17 protein-coding genes and 6 tRNA genes are annotated in these 22,857 nt (G+C 58.3%); 16 read left to right on the top strand and 7 right to left on the bottom strand.

Annotation, left to right across the window (positions count from 1 at the left end; genetic code table 11):
• Nucleotides 1-7: 7 nt before the first annotated feature.
• The 5 genes from EGY12_RS12825 to nagE all read right to left on the bottom strand — a co-directional run bounded on the left by EGY12_RS12825 (nt 8) and on the right by nagE (nt 8,981).
• The gene (locus EGY12_RS12825) at nt 8-2,665 is read right to left on the bottom strand and encodes a beta-N-acetylhexosaminidase (RefSeq protein WP_123893944.1); all 2,658 of its coding nucleotides are present in this window, start codon (nt 2,663-2,665) and stop codon (nt 8-10) included.
• Between the two features lie 13 nt (nt 2,666-2,678).
• Nucleotides 2,679-3,005: a ChiQ/YbfN family lipoprotein gene (gene chiQ, locus EGY12_RS12820; protein ID WP_123893942.1), complete on the bottom strand. Its 327-nt coding sequence runs from the start codon at nt 3,003-3,005 to the stop codon at nt 2,679-2,681.
• Nucleotides 3,006-3,051: 46 nt separating this feature from the next.
• Complete coding sequence (locus EGY12_RS12815) at nt 3,052-4,455, bottom strand: OprD family outer membrane porin (RefSeq protein ID WP_123893940.1); 1,404 nt, start codon at nt 4,453-4,455, stop codon at nt 3,052-3,054.
• A 578-nt stretch (nt 4,456-5,033) separates the two neighbouring features.
• Complete coding sequence (gene glnS, locus EGY12_RS12810; RefSeq protein WP_123893938.1) at nt 5,034-6,698, bottom strand: glutamine--tRNA ligase; 1,665 nt, start codon at nt 6,696-6,698, stop codon at nt 5,034-5,036.
• Nucleotides 6,699-6,938: 240 nt separating this feature from the next.
• On the bottom strand, nt 6,939-8,981 hold the full coding sequence (gene nagE, locus EGY12_RS12805) for an N-acetylglucosamine-specific PTS transporter subunit IIBC (RefSeq protein WP_123893936.1): 2,043 nt from the start codon (nt 8,979-8,981) through the stop codon (nt 6,939-6,941).
• 334 nt (nt 8,982-9,315) lie between these two features.
• On the opposite strand from nagE, the gene nagB reads away from it, so the two are divergent.
• From nagB to EGY12_RS12745, 12 genes are all read left to right on the top strand, one after another.
• Complete coding sequence (gene nagB, locus EGY12_RS12800) at nt 9,316-10,116, top strand: glucosamine-6-phosphate deaminase (protein WP_004939952.1); 801 nt, start codon at nt 9,316-9,318, stop codon at nt 10,114-10,116.
• An 18-nt stretch (nt 10,117-10,134) separates the two neighbouring features.
• The gene (gene nagA, locus EGY12_RS12795; RefSeq protein ID WP_123893934.1) at nt 10,135-11,274 is read left to right on the top strand and encodes an N-acetylglucosamine-6-phosphate deacetylase; all 1,140 of its coding nucleotides are present in this window, start codon (nt 10,135-10,137) and stop codon (nt 11,272-11,274) included.
• 27 nt (nt 11,275-11,301) lie between these two features.
• Nucleotides 11,302-12,522, top strand: coding sequence for an N-acetylglucosamine repressor (locus EGY12_RS12790; RefSeq protein WP_148085320.1), 1,221 nt, complete (start codon nt 11,302-11,304; stop codon nt 12,520-12,522).
• 67 nt (nt 12,523-12,589) lie between these two features.
• Nucleotides 12,590-13,342: an HAD-IIA family hydrolase gene (locus tag EGY12_RS12785; RefSeq protein ID WP_049201968.1), complete on the top strand. Its 753-nt coding sequence runs from the start codon at nt 12,590-12,592 to the stop codon at nt 13,340-13,342.
• A 191-nt stretch (nt 13,343-13,533) separates the two neighbouring features.
• Nucleotides 13,534-14,976, top strand: coding sequence for a carbohydrate-binding protein (locus tag EGY12_RS12780; protein ID WP_123893931.1), 1,443 nt, complete (start codon nt 13,534-13,536; stop codon nt 14,974-14,976).
• 284 nt (nt 14,977-15,260) lie between these two features.
• Complete coding sequence (gene asnB, locus EGY12_RS12775; protein WP_033637446.1) at nt 15,261-16,925, top strand: asparagine synthase B; 1,665 nt, start codon at nt 15,261-15,263, stop codon at nt 16,923-16,925.
• 218 nt (nt 16,926-17,143) lie between these two features.
• Nucleotides 17,144-17,220: transfer RNA gene (locus EGY12_RS12770), tRNA-Met, on the top strand.
• Nucleotides 17,221-17,236: 16 nt separating this feature from the next.
• Nucleotides 17,237-17,321, top strand: a tRNA-Leu gene (locus EGY12_RS12765).
• Nucleotides 17,322-17,351: 30 nt separating this feature from the next.
• Nucleotides 17,352-17,426 (top strand) — tRNA-Gln (locus EGY12_RS12760).
• Nucleotides 17,427-17,470: 44 nt separating this feature from the next.
• Nucleotides 17,471-17,545 (top strand) — tRNA-Gln (locus EGY12_RS12755).
• Nucleotides 17,546-17,586: 41 nt separating this feature from the next.
• Nucleotides 17,587-17,663, top strand: a tRNA-Met gene (locus EGY12_RS12750).
• Between the two features lie 4 nt (nt 17,664-17,667).
• A tRNA-Gln gene (locus tag EGY12_RS12745) sits at nt 17,668-17,742 on the top strand.
• Between the two features lie 87 nt (nt 17,743-17,829).
• Here EGY12_RS12745 and ubiF read toward each other — a convergent pair.
• Nucleotides 17,830-19,011: a 3-demethoxyubiquinol 3-hydroxylase gene (gene ubiF / locus EGY12_RS12740; RefSeq protein ID WP_123893929.1), complete on the bottom strand. Its 1,182-nt coding sequence runs from the start codon at nt 19,009-19,011 to the stop codon at nt 17,830-17,832.
• A 197-nt stretch (nt 19,012-19,208) separates the two neighbouring features.
• On the opposite strand from ubiF, the gene miaB reads away from it, so the two are divergent.
• Nucleotides 19,209-20,633, top strand: a complete 1,425-nt coding sequence (gene miaB, locus EGY12_RS12735; protein ID WP_123893927.1) for a tRNA (N6-isopentenyl adenosine(37)-C2)-methylthiotransferase MiaB — start codon at nt 19,209-19,211, stop codon at nt 20,631-20,633.
• A 118-nt stretch (nt 20,634-20,751) separates the two neighbouring features.
• On the top strand, nt 20,752-21,087 hold the full coding sequence (locus EGY12_RS12730; protein ID WP_123893925.1) for a zinc ribbon domain-containing protein YjdM: 336 nt from the start codon (nt 20,752-20,754) through the stop codon (nt 21,085-21,087).
• A gap of 16 nt (nt 21,088-21,103) precedes the next feature.
• Here EGY12_RS12730 and EGY12_RS12725 read toward each other — a convergent pair whose 3' ends face one another.
• Entirely contained in the window at nt 21,104-21,289 is a 186-nt protein-coding gene (locus EGY12_RS12725) for a hypothetical protein (protein ID WP_123893923.1), read from the bottom strand.
• Nucleotides 21,290-21,321: 32 nt separating this feature from the next.
• Here EGY12_RS12725 and EGY12_RS12720 point away from each other — a divergent pair, with 32 nt between their 5' ends.
• Nucleotides 21,322-22,377 (top strand): PhoH family protein, encoded by a 1,056-nt coding sequence (locus EGY12_RS12720; RefSeq protein WP_025301852.1) that lies wholly within the window; start codon nt 21,322-21,324, stop codon nt 22,375-22,377.
• Nucleotides 22,374-22,847 (top strand): rRNA maturation RNase YbeY, encoded by a 474-nt coding sequence (ybeY, locus tag EGY12_RS12715; RefSeq protein ID WP_123893921.1) that lies wholly within the window; start codon nt 22,374-22,376, stop codon nt 22,845-22,847. The genes EGY12_RS12720 and ybeY overlap by 4 nt, the downstream gene beginning before the upstream one ends.
• Nucleotides 22,848-22,857: the final 10 nt, after the last annotated feature.

The raw sequence follows: 22,857 nt of genomic DNA, 5'->3' as shown, positions 1-22,857 counted from the left end.
ACCGAGCTTAGACCTTCTCGGCGCGGCTGTAGCGCTTGCCGTCCGGGCTGACCGAACGCACCTGAACGTCACCCGAGACCGTCGGCTTGGCCTTGGCGTCATAATGTTGCCACTGCTTACCGCCGTCGGTGGAGTACTCGATGCCCAACCCTGGCAGGGCGATATTCGCCTCCAGCTTGCCGCCCGCTACGCGTGCGCCCGGCACCGGCAGACGGTAAGCGACGCCGCCTTTGTCCAGCTTGGCCAGTTCACGCTGCCCCAGGATATTGGCGAAGCGCAGCCAGTCTTTCTCCAGCGTCTTGGTATCGACAAAGTGGGTTTCCCCGCCTTTGTATTCGCGGCCGGCGCGATAGTCCTGCTCCCAACCGGCGCGGTGCCAGGCGCGTTCAGCCACCGACAGCGCGCGTGGGAAAATCATGTATTCCATCTGCGGATCGGTGCGCTGGGTTTCGCTCCACAGCTGAGCGGACAGCCCGTAGGCGCCCGGCCACGGCTTGTCGCTCTTGGCGTTGAAGTGGTTGCCGTCGCGGTCGACCGAGGTTTCCGCGTTCTGCGGCATGTTATCCGGCGCGAAGCTGAACACTTTGCGCTCGTCGCTGAAGCGGGTGCCCCAGTAGTAACCGCGCTCGTCCGGGTTCACCTCGTACGGGAAGTCCATATAGACGTAGTCCGGGTTGGAAACCACCACTTCATACCCTTTGTTGGCCCAGTCATTGACGCTATCGAAACCGCCCCAGTACAGGGTATCCCAGAAGTTGACGCCCACGCGCGAGGTGGCGAACGCCTTCGCGTTCTCGGCGTCTTTCAGACCATCCTGCCAGGCCTGCATTCTGTCGATGCCGTGCGCCTTCACCAGCTTGCTGACCTCTTGGCCGAAGTAGCTCGGCAGGTGCTCCATGTCGGCCACCTTGCCTTCTTTGATCATCGTCTGGCACACCTGCGACTTGGCCCACGGCTTGTCTTCGTTGCTCTGATCGATGATGCCTTTGCCCGGCTCCGGTTTCGCCTTGTCGGTGTAGCCGGCGCCCAGGCGAATGTTTTTCGCTTCGTCGCCGCCGAAGTGCCAGGTCTTGATCGGCTGACCGGCCTCTTTATGCATCTGCGCGATCTCGCCGATTACCTTGTCGACAAAGCGCTGGGAAGAGTCCAGGCACGGGTTCAGATAGCTCTGGCGGTTAAAGAACTGCACGGAGGTGGTGTTGGAGGTATCGGTCGGATCCACCAGGCGGAATTCGTTGGCCTCCTGCTCTTTCCCGGCGGCATGCAGCTTTTTATAGCGCGCTTCCATCGAGACCACCGCGGCGCGGGCGTGCGCCGGCATGTCGATCTCCGGGATCACCTCAATCTGGCGCGCCTGGGCGTATTTGATGATGTCGATATAGTCCTGACGGCTGAAGAAGCCGCCGTAGACGTCCGGCCCTTGGCCGTACTGAGGCAGCAGGCAGGTGGTTTCGCTCAAATCGTGGCAGCGCTGGCCGCCGACTTCCGTCAGCTCAGGCAAACCGGGGATCTCGATGCGCCAGCCTTCGTCATCGCTCAGGTGGAAGTGGAATTTGTTGAGCTTGTAGGCCGCCATCTGATCCAGCAGGCGCAGCACCGCGTCCTTCTTATGGAAGTTGCGCGCCACGTCGAGGAAAATGCCGCGATACTGGAAGCGCGGCGCATCGCTGGCGTCCAGCGTGGCAATCTTGCCGCTGCCGTCGCTCGGCACTAACGACAGGATCGACTGCAGCCCGTAGAACACCCCGGCCTGATCGAAGCCGATCACCCGGGCCTCTTTCTTACCAATTTTCAGCTCATAGGCGCCCGGCACCGCCATCGCGCCTTTAAACTTGCCCGGCTGGATGTCGGTCTTGATCGGATAGCCGTTGGCCTGAACCGGCACGCCCAGCAGTGCGAAGCGCTGGTTGACGACGTCCGCCGCCGGCTTGACCAGCGTGCTCAGATCCGGCGATACCCCTTGGCGCAGATCGGCGTCCTGTGCGTGGACCTTCACCTGCATCGGCGTCGGCACGATCTGGCCGCGCAGTGCGCCGGCAGGCAGCGTCTGCAGATCGGCATTGCTGACAAAGCGCGAAGCCGGCGTCATCAGAATGTTTTTGTCGTCCTTGGTACGCTTCCACTGGTCGCCGGTGAACGGCGCCACAAACTGATCCAGGTTTTCGGTGTCGGTATTCGCCAGCATTTTCGGCTTGGCGTCGCCGGAAGTGGCATACCAGCGCGGCAGGAAGTCGTTTCTGAACAGCTGCCAGTATTCAGCGACCACCGGGATTTCCACCGCCTTCCCGGCCGGGAAACCGCTGAATTTGGCGGTCGGCTCCAGCTTGTACAGATCGCCGGTGAGGTGGGCGATCTTGAACTGGTCGTTGTCTACCCGCAAGGTCTGGCGCGGGCTGTGGAAATAGATGACCCAGTCTTTGCCGTCGATCGCCTGGCCGTCGTTGCTGAGGGTGAACAACACCCGGTTGCAAGAGGCCCAGTCGGCGCCCAGCGCCGCGCAATCCACGCCGTTTTCGCCGGCGCGGTTATCCAGCATTTTCACGTTCAGCTTCAGCTGGCTCAGCTGATCCACCAGCTGTTGATCGGCCATGGCACTTCCCATGCCGCCCAGGAATCCCATCGTTGCCGTCAACGCGGCTAATGCGCTCAGTTTGAATGCGTTCATGTTCTCGTCCTTCTTAATTATTGTTATCGCGAATTTCTTGCCACAGCTTGCCGCACTTGGCGTCGTAAGCCTGTCCGTTACCGCTGTGAACCGCCATAATGCAGTTCTGATAATCCATCACCCGCACCGTTTCCTGCGCGGCGAACTGCTGGTGCTGCTTCTCTTGTTTCAGCACGTTCAGCACCGCCTTGCAGGGCTGCAGACGCTCCGGCGAACCTTCGGCGGTGTTGATACAGGCGCTGTAAGCCTGTTTTAATTTGGCGTCTTCCGGCGGCGCGGCGGGTTGTGCGCAGGCGCTCAGGGCCGCGGCGGCCGCCAACATCAGCATGATTTTTCTCATCGTTGAATTCCCTTAACTGTCCCCGGCGGCGAGGCCGGGGAACGCCTCAGAAGATGGTGAATGGCGCGATGACCATGAACTTGACGTCTTTCTCGTCCTGGAAGATGTTACCGTAACCGCCACCCCAGCTCGGGATGTTGGTGTGGTTGTCATATTGGGTGTAGTGCAGCTTGAGCAGGGTGCCCTTGGCGCGCCCTTCCTGGATGGTGTACATCGCGTCCAGGCTCCAGGCGCTCTCTTTCAGGCGCTGGCTCTGATCATAGATCGGGTTGGTGCTCGGCTTGGCGTCCCAGGCGTAAACGTAGGAACCGCCGACCGCCATGCCCGGCAGGTTCCAGTTGCTGAGGTCATACATCACGCCGGCGTACACCGCTTTCTCGCCGTTGGCGTTAAAGTCGGAGCGGTTATCCCACCACACGTCCAGACGACCGTTGGATGAGGCGTAGGTCGGGGTCATGCGCTGCAGGAAGAAGCCCTGGTTGCCTTCCGCCTTGACCATGGTGCCTTCCAAACGCCAGTTGAACTGCCCGGTGGTGTAACCGAAGGTCAGCGCCTGCAGCCAGGCCAGGCCGTCGTAGATGCTGTTCGGATCGTTCTTGTTGCTGATGCGGTCTTCCGCACCGTAGAACTGGTAACTGGTGGTCAGCGGATTGCCCAGCACATCGAATTTGTAAGACGCCTTGGTGAAGTATTGATTCACATAACCCTGAGCCTGGCCGAAGGCGGCTTCCAGCACCAGATCGTTTTTGAAATCGTACTTGGCGCCCAGCGAGTGCAGGTAGGAGACGCGGGTTTTCTTATCGTTCTGGCGGAAGTCGTCCATCTCGATATGCCACGGCGCCTTGTATTTGTCGGTCCACATGTAGGAGAAGCTCAACGCACCGGCATCGCCGTAGTCGAACTTGGCGCCGGCTTCGGCCCCCTGATAAGTGCCCGGCATAAAGCTCCAGTGCGGCGCCAGCAGGGTTTGTCCGCTCGGCTGAATATAGCCGGCGCGCGCCCAGACCGGTCCGTATTTGAATTTGGCAGCGGCTTTGTAAAGGCTCACGCCGCCTTTATCACCGGAATAGTCTTCGTCATAGGTACGGTTTTTCGAGGAGAACGCGATCTCGTTCGGGTGGCCGCTGGCGCTGGATTCCGCCAGCTCGATGGCGGTAAAGGCGCCGACGTCCAGACCGAACATGTCCCAGGCGTAGCCCGAAGCGAAATCCAGGCTCAGGTTGGCGGTGGAGTGCGACAGGTTGGTGGTGTATTGGTTGTAATCCTTACTGTCCGGATTGAGATCTTTACGGTCGCGCTCACGTTGCCAGTAATAAATACCGCCGGTCAGCGTGGAATCATCGATAAACCCTGCGGCTTTCGCCTCAGGCGCCATGGCAAACCCTGTTCCCAACAGCGCGCCCGCGACTGCGAGCGCCAGCGTTTTACGCTGAGCACCGTGCGTACCCATATTGAAATTCCTCTTTGACTTAACTTAAAAGTTGCAGCCGCCTGTGTTCACCACTGCCCTGCACGACTGCCAATAAAAAACCCGAACGGGTAAAAAATATTGCCGACGAGATGTTATTCCCACAGCACTAATTGCTACAGACAGACTATTTTTCGCGACGCGAATTATCAAATGAAAAATGAGGGAGATTTGTCAAAGTATGACAAGGAGCACATATCAGTGAGATTTTGTTACGTCGATGATCATGGAGGCTGTTGAATAAAAAATTCAATTAAATCAGAATAAATTGAGATACAAGGTCAACCAGAGACGATTAATGGTTTCAGCCTGATTAAATTCGTCAGTCAGACGATAAAAATTGAGAGCGCTCTCCAAATGAAATTAATTCGCATCACGAATATATAAGAAAAAATGAAGACTAATAGAACCAAGATAAGAGAACTAATGGGTTAATGCGTTGCCATTAATTAAACGCATCCCGGATAAAATGAGAGAGGAATAGGTCACGAGCTGAGCGCAGGCATAAAAAAGCGCGGCTTAAAGCCGCGCTGATTCATTAATTTTCGAGGCGAATACGATTAGCCTTCGATTTTCGCCCAGGTGTCACGCAGGCCGACGGTGCGGTTAAACACCAGATGCTCGGCCGACGAGTGACGGTTGTCGGCGCAGAAGTAGCCTTCACGCTCGAACTGATAGGCTTTCTCCGGCTGTGCGGCCGCCAGGCTCGGCTCGACGAAGCCGTGCTTGATGACCAGCGATTCCGGGTTGATGGTGGAGAGGAAGTCCTCCGCCGCGCCCGGATTAGGCACGCTGAACAGGCGATCGTACAGGCGAATTTCCGCCGGCAGCGCGTGTGCCGCTGACACCCAGTGGATCACGCCCTTCACCTTGCGGCCGTCGGCAGGATCTTTGCTCAGCGTTTCTGCATCGTAGCTGCAGAAGATGGTGGTGATCTCGCCCGCTTCGTCCTTCTCGACGCGCTCGGCCTTGATCACGTACGCATTGCGCAGACGCACTTCCTTGCCCAACACCAGACGCTTGTACTGCTTGTTGGCTTCTTCGCGGAAGTCGGCGCGATCGATATAGATCTCGCGGCTGAACGGCACATCGCGGCTGCCCATTTCCGGCTTGTTCGGGTGGTTAGGCATGGTGACCATTTCCACCGCATCGCCCATGTTCTCGATGACGATTTTCACCGGATCCAGCACCGCCATGGCGCGCGGGGCGTTCTCGTTCAGATCGTCGCGAATACAGGATTCCAGCGCGACCATTTCGACGTTATTGTCTTGCTTGGTCACACCGATGCGCAGGCAGAACTCGCGGATAGAGGCGGCGGTATAACCGCGACGGCGCAGACCGGAGACGGTTGGCATACGCGGATCGTCCCAACCTTCGACGATCTTCTCGGCCACCAGCTGGTGCAGCTTGCGCTTCGACATGATGGCGTATTCGAGGTTGAGACGCGAAAATTCGTACTGGCGCGGGTGGCAAGGAATCGTGATGTTATCCAGCACCCAGTCATACAGACGGCGGTTATCCTGGAATTCCAGGGTACACAGCGAATGGGTGATCCCTTCCAGCGCATCGGAAATGCAGTGGGTGAAATCGTACATCGGATAGATGCACCATTTATTGCCGGTCTGGTGGTGTTCGGCAAACTTGATGCGGTACAGCACAGGATCGCGCATCACAATAAACGGCGAAGCCATGTCGATCTTGGCGCGCAGGCAGGCGGCACCTTCGGCGAACTCGCCGTTGCGCATCTTCTCGAACAGCGCCAGGTTCTCTTCCACGCTGCGGTCGCGGTACGGGCTGTCTTTGCCCGGCGCGGTCAGGGTGCCGCGATATTCACGGATCTGCTCCGGCGACAGCTCATCGACGTAGGCCAGCCCCTTGGTGATCAGCTCAACCGCATACTGGTGCAGCTGATCGAAATAGTCTGAGGAGTAACGAACGTTGCCGCTCCACTCAAAGCCCAGCCACTCCACGTCGTGCTTGATTGACTCCACGAACTCGATGTCTTCTTTCACCGGGTTGGTGTCATCGAAACGCAGGTTGCACTGGCCCTGATAGTCCTTGGCGATGCCGAAGTTCAGGCAGATGGATTTCGCGTGGCCGATATGCAGATAGCCGTTAGGCTCCGGCGGAAAACGGGTATGTACCGACGTGTGTTTCCCCGACGCCAGATCTTCATCGACGATCTGACGGATAAAATTGGTTGGGCGGGCTTCAGCCTCACTCATTTCACTGTTCCTCAATGCAAAGCGCTACACATAACCGCCTATGATCCAACAAGCCACGTCTGGAAACAACCGTTTGTTTCACGAAAAATGCGGCGCGTTGCGCCATCGGCGCGCAGCGCACCGCCGTGGGGCGAAACGGAATAAAAAAAGCGGGAAGAGATCGCTCTCTTCCCGCCAAGTCGGGGCAAACTCCGCCATGATGCGTGACCGGCCCCGGGTACTACTCAGGTAAAAACTGCCTTATTTCTGGATCTCGTACAGCTTGGTCTGACCGGCGACCACAGAGCCGCTGGCCAGCGCTGCCAGGCCGGCGTAGTCGTCAGAGTTGCTGACCACCACCGGGCTTATCATCGAACGCGCGTTGGCGTTCAGATAATCCAGATCCAGTTCCAGAATCGGTTGACCGGCTTTCACTTCCGCGCCCTCCTCTACCAGACGTTTGAAGCCCTGGCCTTCCAGCGCGACGGTGTCGATCCCCATGTGCACCACGATCTCGGCGCCCTTATCGGTTTCCAGGCAGAACGCGTGGTTGGTATTGAAGATTTTCACCACGGTGCCGTCCGCCGGCGCCACGACGATGTTGTCGGTCGGGCGAATCGCCAGGCCGTCGCCTACCGCCTTGCTGGCGAAAGCTTCGTCCGGCACCTGATCGAGCGCCACGACTTCACCGGTCACCGGCGCCACCAGCGTTTCAAACGCGGCTTTCGGTGCGTTCGGTACCGCCTGTGGTTTGGCTTCCGCTGCAGGCGCCGCCGCCGGGGCTGCCGCTGCCGCTGCCGCTACCGGGCCGGCGGCAATTACGTTGCGCATGGCGCTGGCGATCAGTTCAGCACGGGTGCCGACGATCACTTGCACGCTCTGCTTGTTCAGGCGGATAACGCCCGACGCGCCGAGGCGTTTCGCCAATGCGTCGTTCACCAGCGCAGAATCTTTCACGTTCAAACGCAGGCGGGTGATGCAGGCATCGATACCGGTCAGGTTGTCGGAACCGCCGATCGCGCCGACGTAGCGACGGGCCAGCGTGGTAGTTTCGTTCTCGTCTTTACCGGCGTTGCTGTTGACGTTGACGTCATAACCGTCGGTTTCGTCACCGGCAACCGCCAGCTCGCGGCCCGGGGTCATCAGGTTGAACTTATTGATGGTGAAGCGGAACACCACATAGTAGATAACGAAGAACACCAGACCTTGCGGGATCAGCATGTACCAGTGGGTCGCCAACGGGTTGCGCGACGACAGCACCATATCCACCAAACCGGCGCTGAAGCCGAAACCGGCAATCCAGTGCATGCTGGCGGCGATGAAGACGGAAATCCCGGTCAAGATCGCGTGAAGCACATACAGCACCGGCGCCACAAACATGAAGGAGAATTCCAGCGGTTCGGTGATGCCGGTAAAGAAGGCAGCGAATGCCCCCGCCATCATGATCCCCAGCACTTTCGCCTTATTCTCAGGGCGCGCGCAGTGATAGATAGCCAGCGCTGCGCCCGGCAGACCAAACATCATGATCGGGAAGAAGCCCGCCTGATAACGGCCGGTGATGCCGACGACCGCTTTACCGGCTTCGATCGACTGCTGGCCGCCAAGGAAGTTAGGGATATCGTTGATGCCGGCCACGTCAAACCAGAACACCGAGTTCAGCGCGTGGTGCAGGCCGACCGGGATCAGCAGACGGTTGAAGAAGGCATAGATGCCCGCGCCGACGGAGCCCAATTTCTGGATGTGTTCGCCGAAGCTCACCAGAGCGCCGAACACCACTGGCCAGACATACATCAGAATGTAAGCGACCAGGATCATCAGGAAGGAAATGAGGATCGGCACCAGGCGGCGGCCGCTGAAGAACGACAGCGCCTTAGGCAGCTCGACGCCGCTGAAGCGGTTGTACACTTCGGCGGAGATGATACCCACCAGAATACCGACGAACTGGTTTTCAATTTTGCCGAACGCGGCAGGCACCTGGTCGAGGGGGATCTTCTGAATCATCGACACGGCGGCCGGTGAACAGAGGGTGGTCAGCACCAGGAAACCGACGAAGCCGGTCAGTGCGGCAGAGCCGTCCTTGTCTTTGGACATGCCGTAGGCCACACCGATGGCGAACAGCACGGCCATATGATCGATAATGGCTGAACCGGATTTGATAAATAATGCGGCAAGCGCGTTGTCGCCGCCCCAACCAACAGGGTCAATCCAGTACCCGACGCCCATCAAGATGGCGGCGGCAGGCAGCGTGGCGACCGGCACCATCAGCGCCCGTCCCACCTTTTGCAAATAACTAAGAATGTTCACCTTTTCCCCCTATGTTGTCCGCGGACGGACCCTATTAGTAGTTTATTTGGAGCTCTCACTACCTTTTTAGAAAAAACGCATGGCACGTATCACTCATGCCGAGTGTAAAAAATTTATTTTGTATCGCAAATTAAAACCTCCCTTTTTGTGATAAATATCACCAAAAAGTAGTCTTTACCTCCCAGATTGCTGGCCATCACACAAAACTTATTTTATCATTCAAAAAATCAACCAGACGGACGATTCACGCGAGAATCATAAAGCTGGGTTACGCTTAGGACTCCTGCAGGCCCGTACAGTATAGCTTTAGTTTACTTATCCCAAGAGGTGTTAGATGAGACTTATCCCACTGAAAGATACCGCACAAGTCGGCAAATGGGCCGCGCGTCATATCGTTCAACGCATCAACGCATTCAAACCCACCGCAGAGCGCCCGTTTGTCCTCGGCCTGCCCACCGGCGGCACGCCGCTGGAAGCCTACAAACATCTGATTGCGATGCACAAAGCAGGTGAAGTAAGCTTTAAGCATGTTGTGACTTTCAACATGGACGAGTACGTTGGCCTGCCGCAGGAACACCCGGAAAGCTACCACACCTTCATGTACCGCAACTTCTTTGACCACGTTGATATCCCTCGTGAAAATATCAACCTGCTGAACGGCAACGCCGCGGATGTCGACGCCGAGTGCCGCCAGTACGAAGAGAAGATCAAGTCTTATGGCAAAATTAACCTGTTCATGGGCGGCGTGGGCATCGACGGCCATATCGCGTTCAACGAGCCGGCTTCGTCTCTGGCTTCGCGCACCCGCATCAAAACGCTGACCGAAGACACCCGCATCGCCAACTCGCGCTTCTTCGGCGGCGACGTCAGCCTGGTGCCGAAATATGCGCTGACCGTCGGCGTGGGCACGCTGCTGGACGCGGAAGAAGTGATGATCCTGGTGACCGGCCACGCCAAGGCGCAAGCGCTGGAAGCCGCGGTGGAAGGCAACATCAACCACATGTGGACCATCAGCTGCCTGCAGCTGCACGCCAAAGCGGTCGTGGTGTGCGACGAGCCGGCCACCATGGAGCTGAAAGTCAAAACCGTTAAATATTTCCGCGAGTTAGAAGCGGAAAGCGTTAAAAGTCTTTAATCTTTGCAGGGGGCTACGATGTTCGCTTTAACCCACGGCCGTATCTATACCGGCCACGACGTACTTGATGACCATGCAGTCATTATCGCTGATGGGCTGATCGAGAGAGTCTGCCCGGCGGCTGAATTGCCCGCCGGCATCGAAACGCGCGACCTGGGTGGCGCCATCCTGGCCCCCGGGCTTATCGACGTGCAGCTGAACGGCTGCGGCGGCGTACAGTTCAACGATTCGCTGGAAGCGATTTCGGAAGAAACGCTGGAGATCATGCAGCGCGCCAACGAGAAATCCGGCTGCACCAGCTATCTGCCGACGCTGATCACCAGCAGCGACGAATTCATGAAGCACAGCGTCGACGTGATGCGCGCCTATCTGAAAAAGCACCAAAACCAGGCGCTGGGCCTGCACCTGGAAGGGCCATATCTCAGCCCGGTGAAAAAAGGCACCCATAACCCGGCGTTCATTCGCAAGCCAACTCAGGAAATGATCGATTACCTGTGCGCCAATGCCGACGTGATCACCAAGGTGACGCTGGCGCCGGAAATGGTTGAGCCGCACTTTATCAAACAGCTGACCGAAGCCGGCATCGTGGTCTCCGCCGGCCACTCGAACGCCACCTACGATCAGGCGCGCACCGGCTTCGCCGCCGGCATCAGCTTCGCCACCCACCTGTACAACGCCATGCCGTATATCACCGGCCGCGAACCGGGGCTGATGGGGGCGATCTTCGATACGCCGGAGGTCTATACCGGCATCATCGCCGACGGTCATCACGTGGCCTGGGCGAGTATCCGTAACGCCAAACGCCTGAAAGGTGATAAATTGGTATTGGTCACCGACGCGACCGCACCGGCAGGTGCAGATATTGACCAATTTATTTTCGCCGGTAAAACAATATACTATCGGGATGGGCTGTGCGTGGATGAAAACGGTACCCTGAGCGGTTCCGCGCTGACCATGATCGAAGCGGTGCAAAACAGCGTCGAGCATATCGGCATCGCGCTGGACGAAGCGCTGCGCATGGCGACGCTGTACCCGGCGCGCGCCATCGGCGTCGAGCAGCGTCTGGGCACCATCGAAGCCGGCAAGGTAGCTAACCTGACCGCCTTCACCCGTGATTTCAAGATCACCAAAACGCTCGTTAACGGTAACGAGGTTTAATTCAATGAACAGCGAGTAACATTATTGATGAGCACTGGCGGACAAGCACAAATAGGGAACGTTGACTTAGTCAAACAACTTAACGGCGCGGCAGTTTACCGCCTGATCGACCAGCAGGGCCCGATCTCGCGCATTCAAATCGCCGAACTCAGCCAGCTTGCCCCCGCCAGCGTCACCAAGATTACTCGCCAGCTGCTGGAGCGCGGGCTGATCAAAGAAGTCGATCAGCAAGCCTCCACCGGCGGTCGCCGCGCGATCTCCATCGTGTCGGAAACCCGTCATTTCCATACCGTCGCGGTGCGTCTCGGCCGCCACGACGCCACCATCACCCTGTATGACATGAGCGGCAAGTCGCTCAGCGAAGAACACTATCCGCTGCCGGAACGTACCCAGGAAACGCTGGAGAATGCGCTGTTCGCCGCCATCGCCCAATTTATCGAAGCGAACCAACGCCGGCTGCGCGAGCTGATCGCCATCGCGGTGATCCTGCCCGGCCTGGTGGATCCGGCGCTGGGCATGGTGCGCTACATGCCGCACATCAGCGTCAGCAACTGGGCGCTGGTGGACAACCTGCAGCAGCGTTTCAACGTCACCAGCTTCGTCGGCCACGACATCCGCAGCCTGGCGCTGGCGGAGCACTACTTCGGCGCCACCCGCGACTGCGAAGACTCGATTCTGGTGCGCCTGCACCGCGGCACCGGCGCCGGCATCATCGTCAACGGGCAAATTTTTCTCGGCAACAACGGCAACGTCGGCGAGATCGGTCATATCCAGATCGATCCGCTGGGTGAACGCTGCCACTGCGGCAACTTCGGCTGCCTGGAAACGGTGGCCGCCAACGCGGCGATCGAACAGCGCGTGCGCCAGCTGCTGAGCCAAGGCTACCCGAGCAAACTGACGTTGGAAGACTGCGGCATCCACGCCATCTGCAAGGCCGCCAACCGCGGCGATCTGCTCGCCAGCGAAGTTATCGAACATGTCGGTCGCTATCTGGGCAAGGCGGTGGCCATCGCCATCAACCTGTTCAATCCGCAGAAGGTGGTGATCGCCGGTGAGATCACCGAAGCGGACAAGGTGCTGCTGCCGGCGATCCAGAGCTGCATCAATACCCAGGTGCTGAAGGACTTCCGCAAAAATCTGCCGGTGGTGACCTCCGAACTCAATCATCGCTCGGCGATCGGCGCTTTCGCCCTGGCCAAACGCGCGATGCTCAACGGCGTGCTCTTGCAGCGATTGCTGGAAAGCTGATCCGCCGCTTCTGGCAGGTGTGTTATCGTCACCCCTTGCCTGCCGTAATCATGAGAAACAGCGACAAATGAAAATCAAAAACGTTATATGCGATATCGACGGCGTGCTGCTGCATGACAATACGCCGGTGCCCGGCGCCGATCTGTTCCTGGCGCGCATCCAGGAACAAGGCATGCCGCTGGTGGTGCTGACCAACTACCCGTCGCAGACCGCGCAGGATCTGGCGAACCGCTTCGCCGCCGCCGGGCTGGAAGTGCCGGAGAGCGCGTTTTACACCTCGGCGATGGCTACCGCCGATTTCCTGCGTCGTCAGGAAGGCAAAAAGGCCTACGTGGTCGGCGAAGGCGCACTGATCCATGAGCTGTATAAAGCCGGTTTCACCATCACCGACATCAACCCCGATTTCGTGATCGTCGGTGAAACCCGCTCTTACAACTGGGACATGATGCATAAAGCCGCCTACTTCGTCAGTAACGGCGCGCGCTTTATCGCCACCAACCCGGATAGCCACGGCCACGGCTTCTCGCCGGCCTGCGGCGCACTGTGCGCCCCTATCGAGAAGATCACCGGCCGCAAGCCGTTTTACGTCGGCAAGCCCAGCCCGTGGATCATTCGCGCCGCATTGAATAAAATGCAGGCGCACTCGGAAGAGACGGTGATCGTCGGCGACAACCTGCGCACCGACATTCTGGCGGGCTTCCAGGCCGGTCTGGAAACCGTGCTGGTGCTGTCCGGCGTCTCCACGCTGAGCGACATCGAAACCATGCCGTTCCGCCCAAGCTACGTCTACCCTTCCGTAGCCGATATCACCGTTTTCTGATTTGTTCATGGCGGCTGTCCGGCCGCCATTATTTATTCTTGCTTATCCTCATCGCAGTTTGAATTTAATTCGTTCATGGCCGCAAAAGGTTTCAGCCTGTCGGCACTAAAAATCCTCATTATAACTTTACGCCCCGTCAACAACTGATATTGCGGCGAGCGAAAACCTTTACCCTAATTAATGAGGCTACCATGAGCACAACTAACATTATTAATGCCCTCGCCGCCGATGACGCGGCCATTATGCCGACTATCGCCAATAAAAAAATCCTGATGGGTTTCTGGCATAACTGGGCCGCCGGTGCCAGTGACGGCTATCGGCAAGGCCAGTTCACCAATATGAACCTGACCGACATTCCCGCCGAGTACAACGTGGTGGCCGTCGCCTTTATGAAAGGCCAGGGCATCCCGACCTTCAAACCTTACAACCTGTCCGACGCCGAGTTCCGCCGCCAGGTGGGCGTGCTGAACAGCCAGGGCCGTGCGGTGCTGATCTCCCTCGGCGGCGCAGATGCGCATATCGAACTGAAGACTGGCGACGAAGACAAGCTGAAAGACGAGATTATTCGTCTGGTGGAAGTCTATGGTTTCGACGGCCTGGATATCGATTTGGAACAGGCGGCGATCGGCGCCGCCAATAATAAAACCGTCTTGCCTGCGGCATTGAAAAAAGTAAAAGACTATTATGCCGCGCAGGGGAAAAACTTTATTATCAGCATGGCGCCGGAATTCCCGTATTTACGCACCAACGGCACCTACCTGGATTATATCAACGCCCTCGAAGGCTATTATGACTTTATCGCGCCGCAATATTATAATCAGGGCGGCGACGGCATTTGGGTGGACGAACTCAACGCTTGGATCACGCAGAATAACGACGCAATGAAAGAGGATTTCCTCTACTACCTGACGGAAAGCCTGGTTACCGGCACCCGCGGCTATGCGAAGATCCCGGCGGCGAAATTCGTCATCGGCCTGCCGAGCAACAACGATGCCGCCGCCACCGGCTATGTGATCGATAAACAGGCGGTATATAACGCCTTCTCGCGTCTCGACGCCAAAAACCTGTCGATCAAGGGCCTGATGACCTGGTCAATCAACTGGGACAACGGCAAGAGCAAAGCCGGCGTGGCCTACAACTGGGAATTCAAAACCCGCTACGCGCCGCTGATTCAGGGCGGCGTTACCCCACCGCCGGGAAAACCTAATGCACCGACGGCGCTGACGGTCGCCGATCTGGGCGCCACCTCGCTGAAACTGAGCTGGGCCGCCGCCACCGGTGCCTTACCGATCGCCAGTTACACCGTTTACCGCGACGGCAACCCGATCGGCCAAACCACCGGCCTCTCGCTGGCCGACAGCGGCCTGACGCCGGCCACCCAGTACAGCTACTTCGTTACCGCCACCGACAGCCAGGGCAATACCTCGCTGCCGAGCAGCGCGCTGGCGGTTAAAACCGCCAACGACGGCACGCCACCCGATCCGGGTGCACCCGAGTGGCAGAACAACCACAGCTACAAAGCCGGCGACGTGGTGAGTTATAAAGGCAAGAAATACACTTGCATCCAGGCGCATACTTCCAACGCCGGCTGGACGCCGGACGCCGCCTTCACCCTGTGGCAGCTCATCGCCTAATCGCTAATCGATTGCCGGTCAAATCGACCGGCAATCCCGTCATCACGCTAAAAATTGCAGAATCGCTAATTTCTCCCGCCAATAACTGAAAATCCGTTAAAAATCGCAACCACGCAAACAACTATTTCTCAGCGTATGGCTAAAATGCTTGCATCTCCTGCAGCTTTAGGCGCATTTTCATAATCACAGCGCAGCAAAACCGCGTTATCGCTGATAAATCGGCAATGTTGCCCATAACAGTAAAAAACAACATCACAGTCATAAAAGCCCGTTAGGAGAGTTGTATGTGTTCTATTTTCGGTGTGCTCGATCTGAAGTCCGATCCCGTTGAACTGCGTAAGAAAGCGCTGGAGCTGTCGCGCCTGATGCGCCACCGCGGCCCGGATTGGTCCGGCGTTTATGCCAGCGACAAAGCCATTTTGGCCCACGAACGCCTGTCGATCGTCGACGTCAACAACGGCGCTCAACCGCTGTACAACGCTGCGCACACCCATGTTCTGGCGGTCAACGGCGAAATTTACAACCACCAGGCGCTGCGCCAACAGTTGAGCGACCGCTACGCGTTCCAGACCGGGTCCGACTGTGAAGTGATCCTGGCGCTGTACCAGGAGAAGGGGCCGGATTTCCTCGACGATCTGCAAGGCATGTTCGCCTTCGCCCTGTATGACACCGAAAAAGACGCTTACCTGATCGGCCGCGATCATCTGGGCATTATCCCGCTGTACATGGGCCATGACGAACATGGCAACCTGTACGTCGCTTCGGAAATGAAAGCGCTGGTCCCGGTGTGCCGCACCATCAAGGAATTCCCGGCCGGCAGCTACCTGTGGAGCCAGGACGGTGAGATCCGCGAATACTATCGCCGCGACTGGTTCGATTACGACAGCGTCAAAGACAATGTGACTGACGCCACCGCCCTGCGCACCGCGCTGGAAGAGTCGGTAAAAAGTCACCTGATGTCTGACGTGCCTTACGGCGTACTGCTGTCGGGCGGATTGGATTCCTCGGTCATCTCGGCGATCACCAAGAAGTACGCCGCGCGCCGCGTGGAAGATCAGGAACGCAGCGAAGCCTGGTGGCCGCAGTTGCACTCCTTCGCCGTCGGCCTGGAAGGTTCGCCGGATCTGCGCGCCGCGCAGGAGGTGGCCAACCACCTGGGCACCGTGCACCATGAAATCCACTTCACCGTGCAAGAAGGCCTGGACGCCATCCGCGACGTGATTTATCACATCGAAACCTACGACGTCACCACTATTCGCGCCTCGACGCCGATGTACCTGATGTCGCGTAAAATCAAGGCGATGGGCATCAAGATGGTGCTCTCCGGCGAAGGCGCGGACGAGGTGTTCGGCGGCTACCTTTACTTCCACAAAGCGCCGGACGCCCGCGAATTCCACGAAGAGACCGTGCGCAAGCTGCTGGCTCTGCATATGTTCGACTGCGCGCGCGCCAACAAGGCGATGTCCGCCTGGGGCGTTGAAGCCCGCGTGCCGTTCCTGGACAAAAAATTCCTCGACGTGGCGATGCGCATCAACCCGAAAGATAAAATGTGCGGCAACGGCAAAATGGAAAAACATATCGTCCGCGAATGTTTTGAGTCCTATTTGCCGGCCAGCGTGGCCTGGCGCCAGAAAGAGCAGTTCTCCGACGGCGTCGGCTACAGCTGGATCGACACGTTAAAAGAGGTCGCTGCGCAGCAAATCAGCGATCAACAGCTCGAAACCGCGCGTTTCCGCTTCCCGTACAACACGCCGACCTCTAAAGAAGGCTACCTGTACCGCGAAATCTTCGAGGAGCTGTTCCCGCTGCCGAGCGCCGCCGAATGCGTACCGGGCGGCCCGTCCGTCGCCTGCTCGTCCGCCAAAGCCATCGAATGGGACGAATCGTTCAAGAAGATGGACGATCCTTCCGGCCGCGCCGTCGGCGTGCACCAGGCCGCCTATAAATAATCGCGCGGTGTTTTCCCCAAGGCGGGCCTTTTGGTCCGCCTTTTTGTTGCCTTTTCCACCCGCCAACTGCCTGAATTGCCGATTTTATCGCCACAATGTTCACAAGCCAGACAAACGGCGCTTCCAGGCGCTTTTTCGGGAAAAAACTTGTTGACGCAAATCGGTCATATACGCATAATGCGCCCCGCAACGCCGATGAAGGCAAAGCAAAAAAAGAGGGCTACGTAGCTCAGCTGGTTAGAGCACATCACTCATAATGATGGGGTCACAGGTTCGAATCCCGTCGTAGCCACCATCTCTTTTTTGCATTTGCGGGAGTGGCGAAATTGGTAGACGCACCAGATTTAGGTTCTGGCGCCGCAAGGTGTGCGAGTTCAAGTCTCGCCTCCCGCACCATTTCTCTTCATCGTCGGCGCAGTATGTTGATGGGGTATCGCCAAGCGGTAAGGCACCGGTTTTTGATACCGGCATTCCCTGGTTCGAATCCAGGTACCCCAGCCATATTCTTTCGGGAATGGGGTTTCAACATAAGATTTGTTTGCAGGTGGGGTATCGCCAAGCGGTAAGGCACCGGTTTTTGATACCGGCATTCCCTGGTTCGAATCCAGGTACCCCAGCCATAACAAACTGCTTGCAAATCAAAGAAGTAAAAAGTAACATCGGCTACGTAGCTCAGCTGGTTAGAGCACATCACTCATAATGATGGGGTCACAGGTTCAAATCCCGTCGTAGCCACCATAATTGGGGTGTCGCCAAGCGGTAAGGCTCTGGTTTCTGATACCAGCATACCCAGGTTCGAATCCTGGCACCCCAGCCATATTTAGAAAAGCCCGCTTCGGCGGGCTTTTTGCTGTCTGGCGTTCAGCCAAACCTAACGGGCCCAGCCGCAGCTGAGCCCTGTCGATTACAATCCCAACGCGTACTTCAACGCATGCTCTTTCAGCTTGCCCGCCCGCTGCGCAGCCATCAGCGCCAGATTGCGCGCAATGTTCAGCGGCGCCAGGTTATTGCTGAAAGCGGCATAGAACAGATCCATGCCGCTCTGCATCAGCAGATTGTCGGTGCGGCGGCGGCGTTGGTAACGCAGCAGTACCGCCTCGCTGCTCCAGTCCTCGCCCTGATCCCGTGCATCGCTCAATACGTTCAGCAAAGCGTCCACGTCGCGATACCCCAGATTGACGCCCTGCCCCGCCAGCGGGTTGATGGTATGCGCCGCATCTCCCAACAGCGCCAGCCCCGGCAGCACGTAGCGCTGAGCATGGCGCCGCGTCAGCGGGAACGAACCGGCGGCGTGCACCTTGACCGGGCCCAGTCGCGCCGGGAAAGCGGCGGCGATCTCACGCTCCAGCTGCGCCGGCGGCATCGCCTGCAGCTGGCGAATGCGCTGCGGGCTGTCATACCACACCAGCGATGCCCAGCTGTCGTACAGCGGCAGGAAGGCGCGCGGCCCGGACGGGAAGAAGCGCTGCCAGGTCACATCCTGCTGCGGTGCGCCGGTATCGACGGTGATCAACATGCACGCCTGACGATACTGCCAGCCGTTGGTGCCGATCGCCGCCAGCTTGCGCACCTGCGAGTTGGCGCCGTCGGCGCCGACAACCAGGCGCGCCTGCAACGTTTCGCCGCCGTCCAGCGTCAGCTGCCAGGCATTGTCCGCCCGCTGCAGCGATTGCAGCCTGGCGGGGCACAGCAGCGTCAAATTGGCGCACTGCGCGAACTGCTGCCACAGCGCCAACTGCAGAATGCGGTTTTCCACCATAAAGCCCAGCTCCGGCAACCCCAGGGACACCGCATCAAACGCCACGCGCGACGACGTCCACTCCCAGGTCTCCAACCGGCGATACGGCGCGGTGCGCATCGCCGTCACGGCCGGCCAGGCGCCGAGCTGTTTCAGCAGCCCCACCGAGGTGCAGCCGATAGCGGAAATGCGCAGATCCGGCGGGCTTTGCGCCTCGAACGCCTGCGGCGCCTGATGTTCCAGCAACGCCACCGACCAGCCCGCCTGCGCCAGCCCCAGGGCCGCCGCCGCGCCGACCATGCCGCCGCCCACCACCACCGCGTCATACCGATTTTGAGATGTCTTCATATTGGCTATGTTTTCTATGTGGATGCTCGCCATCCCACCCGGCATGGCGTTTTACGCAGTGTACCGGATTTTCGCTTCGGCTTCAGGTCGCGTGCCATTTTCCCCCGCGCTGGTCACAACGGCGGCAAATGATTACAATACGCGCCCTGCATGTCGCGTAACGCAACTTTCGCTCCGCACTGAGTAATGGCAAGTCAATGACGAAAAAACTACATATCAAAACCTGGGGCTGCCAGATGAATGAGTACGATTCATCGAAAATGGCCGACCTGTTGAACAGCACGCACGGCTTCGAGTGGACAGAAAACGCCGAAGAGGCAGACGTGCTGCTGCTGAACACCTGCTCGATCCGTGAAAAAGCGCAGGAGAAAGTTTTCGCCATGCTGGGGCGCTGGCGCTTGCTGAAAGAAAAGAATCCGTCGGTGATCATCGGCGTCGGCGGTTGCGTGGCCTCGCAAGAAGGCGAGCTGATCCGCAGCCGCGCGCCCTGCGTCGACGTGGTATTCGGTCCGCAGACCTTGCACCGCCTGCCGGAGATGATCAACCACGTTCAGGGCACCCGCAGCCCGGTGGTCGATATCAGCTTCCCGGAGATCGAAAAATTCGACCGCCTGCCGGAGCCGCGCGCCGAAGGCCCGACCGCGTTCGTGTCGATCATGGAAGGCTGCAACAAATACTGCACCTTCTGCGTGGTGCCTTACACCCGTGGTGAGGAAGTGAGCCGTCCGAGCGACGACGTGCTGTTCGAAATCGCCCAACTGGCGGCGCAGGGCGTACGCGAAGTCAACCTGCTCGGCCAAAACGTCAACGCTTACCGCGGCGCCACACATGACGGCGAGATCTGTTCGTTCGCCGAACTGCTGCGCCTGGTGGCGGCCATCGACGGCATCGATCGCATTCGCTTTACCACCAGCCACCCTATTGAATTCACCGACGATATCATCGCGGTGTACGAAGATACGCCGGAGCTGGTCAGCTTCCTGCACCTGCCGGTGCAGAGCGGCTCGGATCGCATCCTGACCATGATGAAACGCGCCCACACGGCGCTGGAGTACAAGGCGATTATCCGCAAGCTGCGCAAGGCGCGGCCGGCCATTCAGCTCAGCTCTGATTTCATCGTCGGTTTCCCGGGCGAAACCCAGGCCGACTTCGAACAGACCATGAATCTGATCGCCGACGTCAATTTCGACGTCAGCTTCAGCTTCATCTATTCGTCGCGCCCAGGCACCCCAGCGGCGGATATGGTCGACGACGTCAGCGAAGAAGAGAAAAAACAGCGGCTGTATATTCTGCAGGATCGCATCAACCAGCAGGCGCTGCAGTTCAGCCGCCGCATGCTCGGCACCGTCCAGCGTATTCTGGTGGAAGGCACCTCGCGCAAGAGCGTGATGGAGTTGGCCGGGCGCACCGAGTGCAACCGTGTGGTAAACTTCGAAGGCACGCCCGACATGATCGGCCAGTTCGTCGACGTGGAAATTACCGAGGTGCTGACCAATACCCTGCGTGGCGCAGTGGTGCGCACCGAACAGCAGATGGATCTGCGCGTACATGAATCCCCGCAGTCGGTGATCGCCCGTACCCGCAAAGAAAACGCGCTGGGCGTCGGCATTCACCAGCCCTGACGCTGCGGCGGCCGCCTTATCGCCGCCCATTCGCGCTATTCCTTACCGTTTCTCCGCCGGGCGTCCGCGCCCGGTGATTTTCTTTTTAATTTTTTTATTGTTGAAGAGGCGACATAACATGCAACTCCCACACTGCCCGAAGTGCAACTCCGAATACACCTACCAGGACAATTCCCTGTTCATCTGCCCTGAGTGCGCCCACGAGTGGAGCGACAGCGCTCCGGCGGAAGATCAGGACGCGCTGATCGTCAAAGACGCCAACGGCAACCTGCTGGCGGACGGCGATGCGGTTACCGTGATCAAAGACCTGAAGGTCAAAGGCAGTTCCTCGATGCTGAAAATTGGCACCAAGGTGAAAAACATTCGCCTGGTCGAAGGCGATCACAACATCGACTGCAAAATCGACGGCTTCGGCCCGATGAAGCTGAAATCCGAGTTCGTGAAAAAGAACTGATTCACGGCGGCCTTGTTCACTGATAACGCGGCAGGCTTTGCGCCCCGCCGCGTTTTTTCCTTATCTTCCCTTGAATTCCGCCGCTGGCGCACAGATAGATCAGCGGTAAACTTGCGCCGTTGCGGCGCACCATGAATAATTCAAGAAAGAGAGTATTCAGGCTCGCCCTGAACGCGCGCGTCCCGAACGCGCTATGTGACATCAACCAGGCCCGATGTGACCTAGAGGAATAGTTTGAACGTCGCAACACAAGAAATTTTGTTAGAGCCCGCAGACAACAAGCGTTTGCTCAGCCTGTGCGGCCCGTTTGATGACAACATCAAGCAACTCGAGCGCCGATTGGGCATCGAAATCAATCGCCGCGACAACCGTTTCAAGTTGGTCGGCAAAAACCTGTGCGTGGTCGCCGCCGCCGATATCCTGCGCCATCTGTATGTGGATACCGCGCCGATTCGCGGCGTGATCCCGGATATCGACCCGGAACAAATCCACCTGGCTATCAAAGAGAGCCGGGTATTGGAACAGGTGGCCGACAGCGTGCCGGATTACGGCAAAGCGGTCACCATTAAAACCAAGCGTGGCATGGTGAAACCGCGTACGCCCAACCAGGCGCAGTATATCGCCAACATTCTCGATCACGACATCACCTTCGGCATCGGCCCGGCAGGCACCGGTAAAACCTACCTGGCGGTCGCCGCCGCGGTGGATGCGCTGGAGCGCCAGGAAATTCGCCGCATTCTGCTGACCCGCCCTGCGGTCGAAGCCGGCGAAAAACTGGGCTTCCTGCCCGGCGATCTGAGCCAGAAGGTCGATCCTTATCTGCGCCCGCTGTACGACGCCCTGTTCGAAATGCTGGGCTTCGAGCGCGTGGAGAAGCTCATCGAGCGCAACGTGATCGAAGTCGCGCCGCTGGCCTATATGCGCGGCCGCACGTTGAACGACGCCTTTATCATTCTGGATGAGAGCCAGAACACCACCATCGAACAGATGAAGATGTTCCTGACGCGCATCGGTTTCAACTCAAAGGCGGTCATCACCGGCGACGTCACCCAGATCGACCTGCCGCGCAACCAGAAATCCGGCCTGCGCCACGCGGTGGAAGTGCTGTCGGACGTGGAAGAACTGAGCTTCAACTTCTTCCACAGCGAAGACGTGGTGCGCCACCCGGTGGTGGCTCGCGTAGTCATCGCCTATGAGGCCTGGGAAGCAGCCGAACAGAAACGCAAAGATGCGATTGCCGAACAACGTAAGCGCGAGGCGCTCGCCGCCTCCGAGCAGGAGACACCATGAGTCAGGTGATTTTGGATCTGCAGATTGCCTGTGAAAGCAGCGACGGCCTGCCGGATGAGGCCACTTTCCAGCGCTGGCTGGAAGGCGTGCTGCCGCAATTTCAGGAAGAGGCCGAGGTGACCGTGCGTCTGGTGGACGAAGCGGAAAGCCACGAGCTGAATCTGACCTATCGCGGCAAAGACAAGCCGACCAACGTGCTCTCTTTCCCGTTCGAGGCCCCGCCGGGTATCGAGCTCCCGCTGCTCGGCGATCTGATCATCTGCCGCCAGGTGGTTGAACAGGAAGCCATTGAGCAAGGCAAAGCGCTGGAGGCCCACTGGGCGCATATGGTTGTCCACGGCAGTCTTCATCTGCTAGGGTATGACCACATCGAAGACGATGAAGCCGAAGAAATGGAGTCTTTGGAAACTGAAATCATGCACGGACTGGGTTATCCTGATCCGTACCTGACGGAAAAAGACCCCGTCTGACGTCAGCCGA

The sequence above is a fragment of the Serratia sp. FDAARGOS_506 genome, from assembly GCF_003812745.1.
Taxonomy (GTDB): Bacteria; Pseudomonadota; Gammaproteobacteria; order Enterobacterales; family Enterobacteriaceae; genus Serratia.
This window is presented reverse-complemented; position numbering and strand designations above follow the sequence as displayed.

What these genes read in the sequence shown, in the direction of transcription:
- EGY12_RS12825 (WP_123893944.1), bottom strand. Translation starts at nt 2,665, where the DNA reads ATGAACGCATTCAAACTGAGCGCATTAGCCGCGTTGACGGCAACGATG.
- chiQ (WP_123893942.1), bottom strand. Translation starts at nt 3,005, where the DNA reads ATGAGAAAAATCATGCTGATGTTGGCGGCCGCCGCGGCCCTGAGCGCC.
- EGY12_RS12815 (WP_123893940.1), bottom strand. Translation starts at nt 4,455, where the DNA reads ATGGGTACGCACGGTGCTCAGCGTAAAACGCTGGCGCTCGCAGTCGCG.
- glnS (WP_123893938.1), bottom strand. Translation starts at nt 6,698, where the DNA reads ATGAGTGAGGCTGAAGCCCGCCCAACCAATTTTATCCGTCAGATCGTC.
- nagB (WP_004939952.1), top strand. Translation starts at nt 9,316, where the DNA reads ATGAGACTTATCCCACTGAAAGATACCGCACAAGTCGGCAAATGGGCC.
- nagA (WP_123893934.1), top strand. Translation starts at nt 10,135, where the DNA reads ATGTTCGCTTTAACCCACGGCCGTATCTATACCGGCCACGACGTACTT.
- EGY12_RS12790 (WP_148085320.1), top strand. Translation starts at nt 11,302, where the DNA reads ATGAGCACTGGCGGACAAGCACAAATAGGGAACGTTGACTTAGTCAAA.
- EGY12_RS12785 (WP_049201968.1), top strand. Translation starts at nt 12,590, where the DNA reads ATGAAAATCAAAAACGTTATATGCGATATCGACGGCGTGCTGCTGCAT.
- EGY12_RS12780 (WP_123893931.1), top strand. Translation starts at nt 13,534, where the DNA reads ATGAGCACAACTAACATTATTAATGCCCTCGCCGCCGATGACGCGGCC.
- asnB (WP_033637446.1), top strand. Translation starts at nt 15,261, where the DNA reads ATGTGTTCTATTTTCGGTGTGCTCGATCTGAAGTCCGATCCCGTTGAA.
- ubiF (WP_123893929.1), bottom strand. Translation starts at nt 19,011, where the DNA reads ATGAAGACATCTCAAAATCGGTATGACGCGGTGGTGGTGGGCGGCGGC.
- miaB (WP_123893927.1), top strand. Translation starts at nt 19,209, where the DNA reads ATGACGAAAAAACTACATATCAAAACCTGGGGCTGCCAGATGAATGAG.
- EGY12_RS12730 (WP_123893925.1), top strand. Translation starts at nt 20,752, where the DNA reads ATGCAACTCCCACACTGCCCGAAGTGCAACTCCGAATACACCTACCAG.
- EGY12_RS12725 (WP_123893923.1), bottom strand. Translation starts at nt 21,289, where the DNA reads ATGTCACATAGCGCGTTCGGGACGCGCGCGTTCAGGGCGAGCCTGAAT.
- ybeY (WP_123893921.1), top strand. Translation starts at nt 22,374, where the DNA reads ATGAGTCAGGTGATTTTGGATCTGCAGATTGCCTGTGAAAGCAGCGAC.